The 14,352-nt window shown below is 43.0% G+C and carries 13 protein-coding genes and 1 pseudogene; 4 read left to right on the forward strand and 10 right to left on the reverse strand.

Going from position 1 to position 14,352, the window contains the following annotated elements; genetic code table 11:
• Positions 1-23: 23 nt before the first annotated feature.
• The 4 genes from araD to BLT53_RS15520 all read right to left on the reverse strand — a co-directional run bounded on the left by araD (position 24) and on the right by BLT53_RS15520 (position 5,028).
• The gene (gene araD, locus BLT53_RS15505) at positions 24-722 is read right to left on the reverse strand and encodes an L-ribulose-5-phosphate 4-epimerase (protein ID WP_090236071.1); all 699 of its coding nucleotides are present in this window, start codon (positions 720-722) and stop codon (positions 24-26) included.
• Positions 715-2,397, reverse strand: a complete 1,683-nt coding sequence (gene araB, locus BLT53_RS15510; RefSeq protein WP_090236073.1) for a ribulokinase — start codon at positions 2,395-2,397, stop codon at positions 715-717. Before araB ends, araD begins: the two co-directional genes overlap by 8 nt.
• Positions 2,398-2,616: 219 nt before the next feature.
• Positions 2,617-3,723 (reverse strand): GntR family transcriptional regulator, encoded by a 1,107-nt coding sequence (locus tag BLT53_RS15515; RefSeq protein ID WP_090236074.1) that lies wholly within the window; start codon positions 3,721-3,723, stop codon positions 2,617-2,619.
• Between the two features lie 342 nt (positions 3,724-4,065).
• On the reverse strand, positions 4,066-5,028 hold the full coding sequence (locus tag BLT53_RS15520) for a nuclease-related domain-containing protein (RefSeq protein ID WP_244520491.1): 963 nt from the start codon (positions 5,026-5,028) through the stop codon (positions 4,066-4,068).
• A 307-nt stretch (positions 5,029-5,335) separates the two neighbouring features.
• On the opposite strand from BLT53_RS15520, the gene BLT53_RS15525 reads away from it, so the two are divergent.
• Positions 5,336-6,250 carry an AraC family transcriptional regulator gene (locus BLT53_RS15525; protein WP_090236078.1) on the forward strand — a complete coding sequence of 305 codons (915 nt, stop codon included), beginning with the start codon at positions 5,336-5,338 and terminating at the stop codon, positions 6,248-6,250.
• Here the strand turns inward: BLT53_RS15525 and BLT53_RS15530 are convergent.
• The 3 genes and pseudogenes from BLT53_RS15530 to BLT53_RS15540 form a co-directional block, all read right to left on the reverse strand.
• Entirely contained in the window at positions 6,222-7,646 is a 1,425-nt protein-coding gene (locus BLT53_RS15530) for a HEAT repeat domain-containing protein (protein WP_090236080.1), read from the reverse strand. The two genes, BLT53_RS15525 and BLT53_RS15530, sit on opposite strands and share 29 nt — an antisense overlap.
• 224 nt (positions 7,647-7,870) lie before the next feature.
• Positions 7,871-7,993, reverse strand: a pseudogene (locus BLT53_RS25455) (cupin domain-containing protein); the annotation flags it as partial.
• A gap of 5 nt (positions 7,994-7,998) precedes the next feature.
• Positions 7,999-8,907, reverse strand: coding sequence for a LysR family transcriptional regulator (locus BLT53_RS15540; protein ID WP_244520427.1), 909 nt, complete (start codon positions 8,905-8,907; stop codon positions 7,999-8,001).
• 155 nt (positions 8,908-9,062) lie between these two features.
• Here BLT53_RS15540 and BLT53_RS15545 point away from each other — a divergent pair, with 155 nt between their 5' ends.
• Together BLT53_RS15545 and BLT53_RS15550 are read left to right on the forward strand one after the other, a co-directional pair.
• The gene (locus BLT53_RS15545; RefSeq protein WP_090236081.1) at positions 9,063-9,509 is read left to right on the forward strand and encodes a DMT family transporter; all 447 of its coding nucleotides are present in this window, start codon (positions 9,063-9,065) and stop codon (positions 9,507-9,509) included.
• 162 nt (positions 9,510-9,671) lie between these two features.
• Positions 9,672-10,337 (forward strand): GNAT family N-acetyltransferase, encoded by a 666-nt coding sequence (locus BLT53_RS15550; protein WP_090236083.1) that lies wholly within the window; start codon positions 9,672-9,674, stop codon positions 10,335-10,337.
• Between the two features lie 315 nt (positions 10,338-10,652).
• On the opposite strand, the gene BLT53_RS15555 is transcribed toward BLT53_RS15550, so the two are convergent.
• Positions 10,653-11,687 (reverse strand): flavin-containing monooxygenase, encoded by a 1,035-nt coding sequence (locus tag BLT53_RS15555; RefSeq protein ID WP_090236084.1) that lies wholly within the window; start codon positions 11,685-11,687, stop codon positions 10,653-10,655.
• 240 nt (positions 11,688-11,927) lie between these two features.
• Between BLT53_RS15555 and BLT53_RS15560 the strand changes: the two genes are divergently transcribed.
• The gene (locus tag BLT53_RS15560) at positions 11,928-12,656 is read left to right on the forward strand and encodes a UTRA domain-containing protein (protein ID WP_090236085.1); all 729 of its coding nucleotides are present in this window, start codon (positions 11,928-11,930) and stop codon (positions 12,654-12,656) included.
• Positions 12,657-12,694: 38 nt separating this feature from the next.
• Here BLT53_RS15560 and BLT53_RS15565 read toward each other — a convergent pair whose 3' ends face one another.
• Both BLT53_RS15565 and BLT53_RS15570 read right to left on the reverse strand, forming a co-directional pair.
• Entirely contained in the window at positions 12,695-13,516 is an 822-nt protein-coding gene (locus tag BLT53_RS15565; RefSeq protein ID WP_090236087.1) for a PfkB family carbohydrate kinase, read from the reverse strand.
• Positions 13,517-13,534: 18 nt separating this feature from the next.
• A complete protein-coding gene (locus BLT53_RS15570) occupies positions 13,535-14,347 on the reverse strand; it encodes a carbohydrate ABC transporter permease (RefSeq protein ID WP_425284709.1) in 813 nt (270 codons plus the stop codon).
• Between the last annotated feature and the right edge of the window lie 5 nt (positions 14,348-14,352).

Below are 14,352 nucleotides of genomic sequence, written 5' to 3' on the forward strand. Positions count from 1 at the left end.
TTCACTCATACGGACAAGTTGATCTATTGTTTCTGGCCATAATAAGCATTCACACCGTGCTTACGCAAATAATGCTTGTCCAAAATGGCTTGGCTGATGGCCGGAATACCAGGATTCAGCTGCATGGTATGAAGCGCCATCTTCGCCACTTCCTCAAGAACCACGGCATTATGAACCGCCTGATCCGCATTTGTGCCCCAGCAAAACGGTGCATGGCTGGTGACAAGCACCCCAGGGATAGCAGTTGGTTCAAGTCCCCGCTGACGGAACGTTTCAATGATTACATTGCCTGTTTCCACTTCATAATCCTGCTGAATTTCCAGGTCAGTCAGTGCTCTCGTACACGGGATCTCCCCGTGATAATAGTCGGCATGTGTGGTGCCAAAGGGCGGTATCGCAAGGCCAGCCTGTGCCCAGCTGGTTGCCCATGGTGAGTGGGTATGGACGATGCCGCCGATATCGTGAAATGCCCGGTACAGCGCCACATGGGTTGGTGTATCAGAAGATGGATTCAAGTTCCCTTCCACCACATCACCATTCAGATCAACCACTACCATATGCTCTTTTTTCAGCTGATCATAAGGAATACCGCTCGGTTTAATAACAACACGGCCAGTCTCCCGGTCAATACCGCTTACATTTCCCCATGTAAACGTAACAAGCTGATGCTTTGGCAGCGCAAGATTTGCTTCCAGTACTTCTTCTTTCAACCGCTCAAGCATGGTGCATAACCTCCCCTGCCTGTTTCTTGATTGTTTTCAGTGTTTTCATCACATTGTTTTCTCCGCGTCCAAAATAGTCATGCAGCCTGGCATATTCATCATACAGCGCGCTGTATACCGCAACGTTTTCCTCTTGAGGCTGATACACCTGATCCTTGATCCGCGCCATATGTTTGGCCGCTTCCCGGATATCCTCATATCCTCCGTTCTCTTTGCCCGCAGCCACCGCGCCGAACATGGCACTTCCGAGCGCCGGCGTTTCCGACGAATCGGAAATCCGGATCTCCATGTTAAGCACATCCGCATACACCTGCATCATAAAGGCATTTTTTTGGGCGATGCCGCCGCAGGCGTAGAATTCATGAATCGGTACACCGGATTTTCGGAACGTTTCCACAATCATACGGGTGCCATAAGCCGTCGCTTCAATGAGCGCCCGGTAAATTTCTTCCGCCTTGGTAGCCAATGTTGCGCCGATCAACAGTCCAGTAAGGTCTGCGTCAACCAGCACGGAACGATTGCCGTTCCACCAGTCCAGTGCCAGCAGACCGCTTTCGCCGGCTTTTAGCTCACCCGCTTTTTCGGTCAGATACTGATGAATTCCCTTACCTGCTTCTTCCGCTTCCTTTTGATAGCTTTCCGGTACAGCGTTATTAATGAACCATTCAAAATGATCACCTACACACGACTGGCCCGCTTCATAACCGAGATACCCTGGAATGACGCCATCTTCTACGACTCCGCACATACCTGGCACAATCTCCTCTTTTTCACCAAGCAGGATATGGCAAGTGGACGTTCCCATCACGGCCAGCAGCTTGCCCGGCTCTGTAATGCCGACAGCTGGAACGGCGACATGTGCGTCAACATTCGCTATCGCTATGGCCGTTCCTGGATTCAACCCAATCAGCCCTGCCGCTTTTTCTGTCAGTTCTCCCGCTTTCGAACCAATCGGGACGATTGGCGCACTGAGTTTCTCTTCCACCACGTTTTCGAGTCTTGGATCAAGTGCTTTAAAAAAATCACTTGGCGGATAGCCTTCCTGCTTATGCCAAATCGCTTTATATCCGGCAGTACAGCTGTTTCGCTGAATCGATCCGGTCAATTGGGAAATCACCCAGTCGGTCGCCTCAAGCATATGAGCGGCATCTTCGTACACTTCGGGTGCTTCATTTAAAATCTGCCAAATCTTTGGAATCAGCCATTCCGATGAAATTTTCCCGCCGTATCTCGCCAGGAAGTCTTCTCCCCGCTGTTCAGCAATTTCGTTTAAGCGGTTCGCCTCCTTCTGGGCCGCATGATGCTTCCATAGCTTTACATAGGCATGCGGATGATCCTGATACTCTTCGAGCATGCATAGCGGTGTGCCTTCATGATCAACCGGCAGCATCGTGCAGGCGGTAAAGTCGATGCCAAGCCCGATCACATCATTTGCGGATATCCCTGTTTCATTTAGCACTTGTGGTATGGTGGTTTGGAGCACCTCAAGATAATCCTGCGGATTCTGCAGCGCCCAGTCCTCTTCGAGCTTTTTGCCGTTCGGCAGCTCGCGGTCCATCACTCCATGTGTATATTCCTTTACTGCAGTTGCAACCTCCCTGCCCGTGGCCACTTCCACTAAAAGCGCCCTTCCTGATTGCGTCCCAAAGTCTACGCCGATCGAGTACTTACCCATTTCATCACCTTCTTACTTTAAAAATATTTAGTAAGCGCTTACAAACGAGGAACAATGTACGTACAAGTTAAAACAAAAGCGTACGCATTGTGAGATGACAAAGGGGGAAGTCATTAATCACTTTTATACATACGCCTCATCGCACAACAACTTGTACGCATCACTTATTTTTTATTGTAGCACCGTTTCTACAGATTTCAAGGAGAAAATTCAAAAAATTCATGTAATTATTTTTGATGCCAGTCTTTTTGTCGACTCTCTTACAATCAGTTGGGGCTCATAAACGATTGAATCGGTCCCATTTTCCAACGATTTTCCTTCAATTTTGGCAATAATCCGTTTTGCTGCATCAATGCCCATCTGCGTTTTGGGATGGGAGACAGACGTAAGCTTCACTTCAGATGCTGTTGCCAGCTGAGAGTCGTCATATCCCACAATCGAGAGGTCACCAGGTACGCTTAAGTACAGGCTGCGGACAATGTTCAGCACACTTAAGGCCACCTCATCGTTATAGCAGATCATTCCGGTCGGGCGGTCTTTCCCTTCAAGTAAGGAACGAATTTCGGCAATCTTTTCTTCCTTGTTTTCCGTTGTATAGGTCACAATCATGTCCGGGAAAAAGGGAAGATTGTATTTCCGAAAAGCATCAATATAGCCTTTCATCCGGTTAACACCTTGCAGATCATCACTTTTAAAAATCCCAATGATCTTTTTATGGCCGTATTGAATCAAATGCTCGGTCGCCAAAAAGCCTCCCTTTTCATCATCGATTACAAGATGCGGCGGATTGATTTCTTTATAATACTGGTTGATCATCAGGTAAGGTATATGATGCTGCTCCAGGTTCAAATAATAGCTGATGTTCGGGTTGGCCGAACTGCTCTTTGTCGGCTCAACGATCAAACCATCAATATTTTTGCTGAGCATCGTCTGCAAGCATTGTTTTTCTTTTTCCAAATCATTATTGGTGCTCGCCATGATTAACGAATACCCCTGGCTGGAAAGATACTGTTCAATCCCGCGGATAATCGATGGAAAAATATAATCCGACATGTAGGTGGTAATAACTCCGATGTTCTTGCTGCTCTCCCGTTTTGTTTGCTGAAGCAGCCGGTTGGAACAAAACGTTCCTGATCCGTGCTCACGGTACAGCCAGCCCTCATGAACGAGCACGCCGATCGCCTGCCTTACAGTATGGCGGCTCACCCCAAATCGTTTCACCAGCTCATTTTCCGAATAGATCTTTTCTCCCGGTTTCACCTTCCCTTCCAGGATCCAATCTTTTATCTGATTTTTCACTTGTATGTACTTTGAATTTTCCTTCACCCTTCATCCATCCTTTATTTCTTTACTTGTATGCTTAAATGTTAAAGTTGTACGTAACTCTGATATAGTAAAAATAACACAGACCGGGGAAGGTTTACTAGTTTTTTCTGACAGAATGATGATGGAGAAATTGGGATGAGCGGGAGGTTGGTTAGTTGCGGTTCGACAAGAAATACTTGCGGTAAATCGTGAAATACTTGCGGTTCGACACGATTTAGTTGCGGCACTGCCGGATTTACTTGCGGTTCGACAAAGAATACTTGCATATCACGTCATTTTCATAAAACCATAACGTAAAAAAAGGCCAACCATACTTCTTGGATGGCCTTTTTGAGTTCCCTATTAATCATCAAGGGACATCATGTAACGTCTATTTTTATATGAGCCTGAATATGGGAGATTCATCGAATGAAGAATTCTGGAGCTTGCATACATGGAGGACAAATGAAGAAAATCTTTCAGTTCGCGGTTTGAGATGGTGAGATTAATGAGGAGCTTGTAGTCGTTGAGGGCAGAGAAATGGGCGTCTCTTGACAAGGAACCGCAGCTTGGACAAATCCACTTGGCATGCAGTCTGATCATCGGCAATAACGAACATTCGGGACATTGGACACCCGTTAGAATTTCATGTGGCTGGATTTGAAGCTGTGGAACAACGGCTGGGTTAGAAATGGTATGGCTCATGAGGAGTTTTCTCGAAATTTTTTTAAGTTGCTGGGGAGTCAGAAGAGGCTTACTGTGAAGGGTTTCAAGTGCCTTGATTTTTGTTAGTAAGTGGCCACTATGAATGACTTTTTTTGATAAATGGGGCGCCAAATTCAAAAGTGTGTTTTTAATTACTGTATTGGGATAGCTGATCACTACCAGTGTTTCGATCGGAATTTTTTCAAGTTTTTGTCCCGAAAGCCAGCCCGATAATTGATCACGATGGCGTTCTACCTGTAGGATCGGGTCCGGAAAGCCCTCCTCTTTTTCTGGAGTAACGCGAATCAGCTGTTTAAAGTGATCATCAAAAATGAGGGTGCCTGAAATGTTTTTCACTTCTAATATTAGAATGAAATAAGGAGAAATGAGAAGCGTATCAAGCTGGAAGTGATGATCCCGATCTGGGAGCCGGAGATCATGGAGAATGAAATAATTAATCAGAAACCCAAGATAATAGTCCAGGGATTGCTCTCCCCGGTATCCAGCCCTTCGGCGGGCCAATTGTTCTTCAATCTCTTTTCGTTTCACATGTTGCGCAGGTAATCTCCGTAATAATGCCTCTAATTTTCGTATATAGATCGGTAATTTACGGTTTTTCACAATCAAATGCACATCAGCTCCTCTATTTATTGATGAAAAAGTTCGCGCTTCATATTGGTTTATCCTTCTTTTTAGCGTTGTGGGATGTGACTAGGCCTTTACTTGTGGTTCGACATGAAATACTTGCGGTAGATCGTGAAATACTTGCGGTTCGACACAATTTAGTTGCGGCACAGCAGGATTTACTTGTGGTTCGACATGAAATACTTGCATTTCACGTCATTTTCATAAAACGGTATACAGCTCCCACACTCAAATTTTTCAACTATTTTGATATAATAGGCAAAACAGACAAGGGACGGGTGTGATGAAAAACATGCAGCATACGAACTTCTGGAAAAAGTATATGACGAATGCTCAACTGGACTTGTCCATTGCCAGATATACGAAGGTTCCCGTAACTTGGGCCGAGGGCAGCTATGTTCCCGAGTTTAACAAGCTGTATTTTATTATGGAGGGTGAAGGTTTTGTAAAGGTCAACGGCAAGATCTATTATCCCAAACCGGGTGACCTTTATCTTCTTCCGGCGGGTTCCACCCAGGCGTATGGAACCCTTAACGGCCATAATACGTTCGGAAAATATTGGTGCCACTTCAGCTCAAAGGTTAATGATGCTCATTTGTTTCAAATCATCCATGCGCCGGTATTTATTCAACCCGACAATCCAGAGCTGTTAATCCAAAAATTTAAGCAGCTGGTCTTCTATTCCGAGAAAGGGGACTTATCCAGCAGCTTTCGAATTCACTCCATACTGTTTGAAATCATGGCCGATTTTATTGAAGAAAGCAATGAGATTTACTTTAATTTCCGTACGGTTCCCTCATTTGAAAAAATGGAAAAGGTGTTGCAGTACATCGAAAGCTATTTACATGACTCCTTATCGGTAGAAGACCTGGCCCGCATCGCCGGTTTTCACCCCAATTACTTTATTTCTGTTTTTAAAAGGTATACGGGTCTGTCCCCCATCCAATTCATCAATCGCCAGCGCATGGAAAGGGCTAAACATTTATTGGTGTTCACCGATCAGAGTGTATCTGGTATCGCTGATTCGCTTGGTCTGGAGGTTTCCTATTTCTCACGGATGTTCCGCGAACAGCTTGGATTTTCACCAAAAAACTATCGGGAGATGATCTCACGCTCCGGAGCTACAAGCACCCCAAAAAAGCTCCGTATGGATACGGAGCCAGATTATTTCAAGGATAAAACGGATTTGCCGGAGTAGTGGTCGGGCACCATCGAGATTTAAAAAGAAATTGGATGAGGGTATCCTTTGCTTGCTCCGTTCCAATATAACGGAGCGCCTCTGCCGCATGGGCCCGTACATACCGATTCTCATCATTCAGTGCTTTTTCCAGCGATGGAACTGAGGCGGAAGCAGTTGGACCAAGGCGTGCAAGAGAGAGACCGGCCATAAAGCGAACCTGCACATCTGAATCCTCCAGGCATTGAGCGAGCCCCTGAACCACTTCCTCTGACGGTTCACCAATCATGGAAAGCACCTCTGTTGCAGTGCGGCGAACCTTCTCTGATGGATGACGTAAACATTGAATTAACTGAGGCACTGCTTTTGCTGCTTGAGGTCCTTGCTCACCCAATGCAAAAGCCGCATGCACGACCGTTTTCCGACGGCCATTCTCCAGAGCAGAAATTAATCCGGAAACTGCCTCAGGTCCAGCAATGGAAAGGCCGTAAGCCGCAAGCCGTGAAACCCTGATATTTTCATGATACAGGGCTTGCAACAATTCATAAACACCATGTTTCCCACTGCAGGCAAGCTCATAAGCTGCATTTAATGCCTGTGGTTCGTATTCATCCTCCAGTTGCTGAATGAGCGCTTGAACTACAGCTTCATCCATCGGTTTTGTACCTGCGAGGCTTCCCGTCTTTCCAGCCAGCCAGTTCCACGTATCTTCCCACATCACCTCATGCTGTTCCGGGAGAGCTTGAGAAGACGTTGGCCTGCTCCAGGTTTGCTCTTCATGAGCCCAACTTGGAACTGCCGGTGCTTTCATTCTCATAAACTCAAACTTCAGCATAAAGCGCGGTTCACCCAGCACATTTGCGGTTGCTCTGTGCCAAATATCATAATGGATCAGTGCAAAGGTTCCTGCCTTTCCACTGGCTAAGGCTTCTTCCTTTGTATCATCACTCTGAAAAATACGGGTTTCATAATTTTGCGTACCAGGCATAATCCCCGTCGGTCCGAGTTCCCGAGGCGTATCCTGCGGAAAATACATGATCATCGCCCACCATGGATGATGATTGCGCATTCGTTGATATCCCCAGTAGCTGTCTTTATGCCACCCTCCGGCTTCCGGAGAAGCATTGTAATGGCCATGGCGGTGAGCATGAAGCATATAATCTGAACCCAGAACACTGGTTAATGCCCCTGTAATGACAGGATGTTCTAACACTTTTTGCAGTTCCGGAATTCTTGGCAAGAGATTGTTCCCCGGGTTTCCTTCTTCCTCATATACCATTCTTAATTGCGTGTTTAACGTTTCATGAAATTCCTTGGAGAAGTCTGTTTTCAGGATGAGAAATCCGTCTGTAATAAACTTCTTGATTTGGTCATCTGTCAACAAAAGCCGTGAAGCCACTTTCAACTGCGTCGCCATGTAATCTGCCTCCTTTTCATTCATTTCCCTTCGATTATAAGCAAATCAAATTCTAATCAGAATAGTGAAAGCTAAGACAGATTGGTACAAAATTAAGGTATAAAAAAAAGAGAAGGGCCAGTAGCCCCTCTTTTTATGACTTAGGTGTCCAGATAATCGATGAAACAGGTTGAACCAAATGGCTGGCCCAACCCATTAATTTTCTTCTTTGTATTCCGCTTTATTTACTCAGCAATGATGATGGTATCCGCGTTTTGATCCTCGAAACAAAGGTTTACAGTTCTTTTTTTAGCTCTGGTTCTATGTGTAATTCCAGCTGGAATAAGTAATGTATCATTCGGCGAGATTCTGTTCATTGTAGCTCAAACCAATTTTTAAATTCCTGAAATGCCAGAGTCGATAAAACATCCTTTCTATGAATAAATACGGTTACTATGCCCGAGTATTCTTTAGGAATAGAGTACAGGTTCAGCTCATCTTTTATAGGTAGGCGGCTAACATAAGATTTTGATAAGAGTGATATCCCAAGACCAGATTTTACGCAACCAACAATTCCTTCTAAGGAAGAGAATCGCATTCTCCTTTTTGGATACAGGCCTTCCGTTTCCATCCACGTTTCAAAACGTTTCCTATACTTACAACCTTGCTCCAAAGTAAGAATCGTCCTTTGACTGATATCCTTAAAGGACTCTATTTTAGAGTGTACTTTATCGGTAATTAATACTAATTCTTCTTCTCTGAATGTATATTGAACCAGATCTGGATGGTCTACAGGACCAGTAACAAACGCACCATCCAATTTATATTCCAATACCTCATTGATTAATGCCTCTGTCGTCCCACCCTTTAGGGATAAATCAACTTGTGGAACTTTGGTCATAAAGGATGTCAGCAACTCAGGCAGTCTGATTGCAGCTACATTTTCAATGCTCCCTATCGTTAAGGAACCACGCGGTATTTCATCGTTATAAATTGCATTTTTTGCTTCCTCCAGGACGGAAAATAACTTATCTGTATAAATCAGCAATGTCTTACCTGTAGACGTTAATGTAACGCCTCTTGTATGACGGTAAAACAATTGTGTTCGTAATTCTTTTTCTAATCGTTTAATCCTGACCGTGACATTAGATTGAACATAATTAAGCCTTTTGGCTGCTTGGGAAATGCTCTTTTCATCGGCCACTATTTTAAATACTTCCAGATCACTAATTTCCAAATTGCAGCTCTCACTTTCGATATGATTTTTATTAATACCAGCCATCAAATACATTCAATTCTTTTCATATGAATCTTCCACTACAATGAAATTAATCTTTATTATATAAGATTTAAAATAACAAAAAAGTGGTTGCTATGATGTTATCTTGAGCAAATGAACCTTGAGAACATCTGCCACTATCATAGCAGGAGGGAAAAATGCAGATGAATAATTGGTTATTTCTATTATTAAGCATTGGCGGTGGAGCTGGCTTAGCCTTTCAAGCAGGGGTTAACAGTCAATTGGGGAAAAAGATAGGTAAGATAGAGGTTGCTTTTTTAGCATACTCTGTGGGAGCTGCGGCTCTACTTTTATTAATGCTAGTCTTAGGAAAGGGAGATCCATCTGCCATGTCCTCTTTTCCTAAATGGAAACTGTTTGTGGGAGTTCTTGGGGCTGCATATATTTTTGCAACAATATTATGCATTCCTAAAATTGGAACAGCATCTACAATCGTCGCGGCAATGGTTGGTCAAGTAATAATAGGTTTAATCATTGATCACTTTGGATTATTCGGTGCACAAGAAAACCCCATTACGCTGTCTAGATCTATAGGGTTCATCTTATTACTTTTCTCTCTGTTTTTGTTATTTTTAAAGGGATAAATTTCTTTACTCTGTTTGGATTAATTTAACTCACATAAGGGTTTAATTTCTTAATACTATTTTATAGAAATAAATTTTAGCATATTGTATCCTTCTTACCCTATCTATTTTGATAAAACGGGTTCTTTAAAAAAATTCTCGTCAAATGGAGGTTGTGTTAAGATGCTAACCCCTGTAACTCTTTACGGTTCTTTAGTCTGTTTAGAACCAATGAAAATTGAACATATCCCTGATCTTTGTGAAGCTGCTTCTGAAAACAGATCAACTTATGCATATACCTCTGTTCCAAACGGAATAGAAGAGACTAAGTACTACATTGATAAAGCTCTTACCGCCTATTCAAAAGGCCGTGAATTGCCCTTTGTTGTTCGGCACATTGAAACAGGTCGTATTGTCGGAACTACAAGATTTCTTGACCTTGAAGCTTTCTCCTGGCCACCGCCCTGGCCGCCAGGTGTTGGTGTTGGAGCTTTACCAAAAGATACAAATCCACCAACAGTAGCTGAAATTGGCAGCACTTGGTACGCGCATTCAGTCCAGCGTACCGGTGTCAATACAGAGTGTAAGCTCCTTATGCTTGCCCATGCGTTTAATGTCTGGCATACCATTAGAGTCACTCTGAAAACAGATGCTCGTAATGCACGATCCCGTTCGGCCATACAGCGACTTGGCGCCACCTTTGAAGGGATTCGAAGAGCCCACGTTCCAGCAAATGATGGCAGTGTTAGAGATACAGCCTACTATTCAATCCTCCGTGAAGAATGGCCATTAGTATGTAAGAATCTCCAAGAAAGGCTTCGGAGAGGAATAAGTAGTAAAACCAAGTAGATATACATTTTGAGGATACACATGAAATATAACGTTGTAGGGGAATGTAACCTATACAAATTTTATAGGGCTTTATAGCTCTCAGTATTGAGGCTGTCGAGAATCTCTCGGCAGCCTATTTTTTTATTTATTCACCGTTTAATGATCAAGAGAAGTGTTTTTACTGGAAGGCTTTCAGCAGCCCTGTGAAATCCTAATGGGGTTAAAAAAGAGCAGTTTAACTTTAGCTGATGTTTCATTCCGCTTAAAAGGGTTAGAAACATAACCTTTACTTTGTTACAAAATGTCGTTATCAAACCAGCTTAAACATCTGCATCAGGCTAAATGATTTGCTATGTAATAAGCATCTCTTCCTACACCACAAACAAGTGAGGAACCGCGCTGATTCTGCCAGGGCAATCCGATAAAATACAATCCCTTAACCGGACTAATGCCCCTATTATGAATTGGCCTGCCATTTGATAATAATGCCCCTTCAATTCGAATCCACTCATAAGAAGGGACAAATCCGGTTGCCCATACAATATTTTTGATTTGAACCTTGCTGCTATCGGCGAATTCGACTTCATCTCCCTTGACCTTAACCACTTTTGGCTTAATGGTTACTTTTTCTGTCGCTATTAATTTTTTTAACTCGCGGCCAAAAATGGGGTCTTTCTGATTGTAAAACCATTTTCCCTTCTTCGTATTCATGCCAGCATATAGTAAACCCATTTTATCTAACCAGTAAAACGTACTTTTTCCCAAGACCCTTAGTGGCAAAAATTTAAAAGGATGGCTGGCTGCTAACCATACATTTCTTTCATTAGCTAATTCCACTGCTATTTGAGCACCAGAATTTCCACCTCCAACAACCAAAACTGATCCCTCGTCCAATCTTGCCGGGTTGATATACTCGGATGAATGAATGTGAAAAACATCCTTTCCACCCACTTCTGCTATTGGCGGTATAAAAGGCTTCTGAAAGGCTCCAGATGCAACAATTACATTCTTTGATGTAAATTCTCCATGGTTTGTCACTATAGAGAAGTGTTCTGCTTTTTTTGTTACACTTTCAACGCGTATATTCAATTGATACGGTAATTCAAAATAAGATACATACTTTTCCAAGTAAGCAGCCATTTCATCTTTTGTAGGAAAGTCTTGTTGATTCCCTTCCATCGTAAGACCAGGAAGAGAACTATATTCTTTTGGAGTAAATAATACAAGAGAGTTATAACGCTTTCTCCATGAATCGCCGATTCTTGAATTAGAATCAATCATTAAAGTATGCAATCCTTTATTTCTAAGAACATAATTCATTGCTATTCCCGCTTGTCCGGCTCCTATTATAAGAACATCTACTTTCATTCACAATATACCCCCCATACGTATTTCACTACAGATAGTATACCGGAAATTTTTTACTTTTTGTATTTTTTCGAAAAAAATGATGAATCAAAGCCAAAGTAGTTATAGGGTCACTGAATGAGCAGTTAATTTACTTTGTCTGCCGAATAGTTTTCTAGGAACGTATTAACCATATGACTTTATATTATACTTGTTATATAATATTATATAATGACTTAATATTAGGAGGAAGTTTAATCCATGAAATTAAACAATGCCAGTTCCCTTCCTTTATATGAACAGCTTATGATCAACATGAAAGATGAGATGGATAAAGGGATATATAAAGCAGGGGACAGAATCCCAAACGAGGCTGAACTTTGTGATCTTTACAGTGTGAGCCGGATTACAGTGAGACGAGCCATTCAAGAATTGGTAGAAGAAGGGCTTTTGGAACGAAAGCAAGGCAAAGGTACGTTTGTTTCCCGAAAAAAAGTGGCGCGAGAGCTGATTACCGTTGAAGGATTTTCAGATTTCAGCAAGCAAATGGGAGTGAACTCCTCTAAAAAAGTTTTGGAATGCAAGGAGATTAAAGCGACAAAACAAATCGCCGAGGCGCTACAAATTGAAGTCGGGTCGCCTGTACTAAGCCTTTCGCGACTGATGTTTATTGATGAAATGCCATTTACGATTGATATTGTCCATTATTCCTTGATTCGCTTTCCAAAACTGATGGAGAATATTTTTGAATATGAATCCACCTATGATGTTATGAAAAATATTTATCAGGTGAACATGCAATCTACCTCTTCCACCAAGATTTTGACCGCTGTACCTGCGTCTGCTACGGAGGCCGAGTATCTGGATTGTGATCCCGGGGCTATGGTATTTAATATTGATAAAACTGTATTTGACGATCAAGGAGTGCCCATTCATATTTCCACCTTTAAAGTACCTACGACTCATATTGCATTTACCATTTCAACCTAAAAGAATGGAACTAAGCCATTGCTGGCTAGTTCCATTTTTCATACCATCAACGATTTGCCATGGCCAAACGCCCCCATAACTTCGCAGGTTCTTGCGGCATTTAAGGCAGCGAACTGCAGGGACTCTTCAATAGAAGACTGGTTAAAGAAGCTTGTTAAAAACCCGGCAATAAACGAGTCTCCGGCTCCGAGTGTATCAATGACCTCCGCCTCTTCAATGCCTTGAATGTACCGGTTGGATCCATTTGACATGATGACGCCACTGGAGCCCCTGGTGACCACCACATTGGCGGTTCCAAATGAATGAATTTTAGCGATCAATGCATCGATTTCCAGTTCCGATAAATCGCTTCCCGAAACAAAAGCAAACGTAAGATACGGACAAGCTTTTTTGAACAATTCATCGGTATAGTGATTTGAAAAGTCATACGATAGTGGGATGAGTTTCTGCAGCCGGGGCAATTCATCCTCCAGACTGCTGTAAATGCTGGTATGAAGTACATCATAGTGTGTAATAGATTCATAGTCTTCTTCCGTTAATCTCAGCTTTAATGCAGACTGTATGCCTCCTTTGTTAGACTTTACAAAAATCCGGTCGCCTTCTTCATCCAGATTAACGTATGCTTTTCCGCTCTCCCCAATTGCACGGCGGACCCTGCTGGCATCCACATTTTCCTTTTTCAAAGAGTCAAGGATATGATCTCCCTCTGTGTCATTTCCTACGATTCCTATAAAAGCCGTTTCCACAGCTCCGCACTGCCGTGACAGTACCGCTACATTCAGTGCGTTCCCACCCGGATACATTTCATTTCGTTCCAGGTAAACATCAACTACGTTATCACCGATCGCTATTAATTTCATTTGTATTTCAACCCTTTCTTATCCTTTTACACTGCCTGCTGCCAAGCCGCGAATGAAATATTTTTGCATAAATAAAAATAAGAGAATAACAGGTGCTGCCGAAATCATCAAACCAGCCAGCAGAACTCCCCAGTTGGTCTGCAGTGCATCCCTGAATTGCATCAGCCCGGCGGGTATGGTTTTCAGCGATTCTGAATCGACAAAAATAAGAGCGAACATAAATTCATTCCATGTAAAATACGCTGTAAGAATAACCCCGGTCAAGAGAATGGGATAATTAAGCGGTAAAAATATCTTGGTGAACACGGCCCATGAACTACATCCATCAAGAACCGCAGACTCTTCAATTTCCTTTGGCACCTCAAGGAAAGCGGCACGGATGAGCAAAATGGTGATCGGGATTCGATAAGCGACATAGGGAAGAATCATCGCCAAATACGTATCATGGATACCCAAAGCCTGAATCAGTTTATATAAAGGAACGAGGCTGACTTGCGGGGAGAGCATCATTCCACCCATGCAAAGAATAAGAAGCGCATTTTTTCCTTTGAAGGAAAACCGCGTTAATCCATAAGCACCCAGTGCACTAATAAACACGGTTCCTAAACAGGTGCTGACAGTAACGACTAAGCTATTCACGAAATATCCTGAAATTCCTGTCTCCCAGGCGTGGGAATAGTTGGAAAACAGCCATTTCTCCGGCATAGCCCAGCTGTTGGAGAAGATCTCGTCCGTGGTTTTAAAGGAATTCATAATCATCCAGAACAGCGGGTACGCCACCACTATAAAGTAAACCATTAAAATAAAATAAAGCGGTACAGCCCCTTTGATTTTCG

It is taken from the genome of Fictibacillus solisalsi, from assembly GCF_900103485.1.
Taxonomy (GTDB): domain Bacteria; phylum Bacillota; class Bacilli; order Bacillales; family Fictibacillaceae; genus Fictibacillus_C; species Fictibacillus_C solisalsi.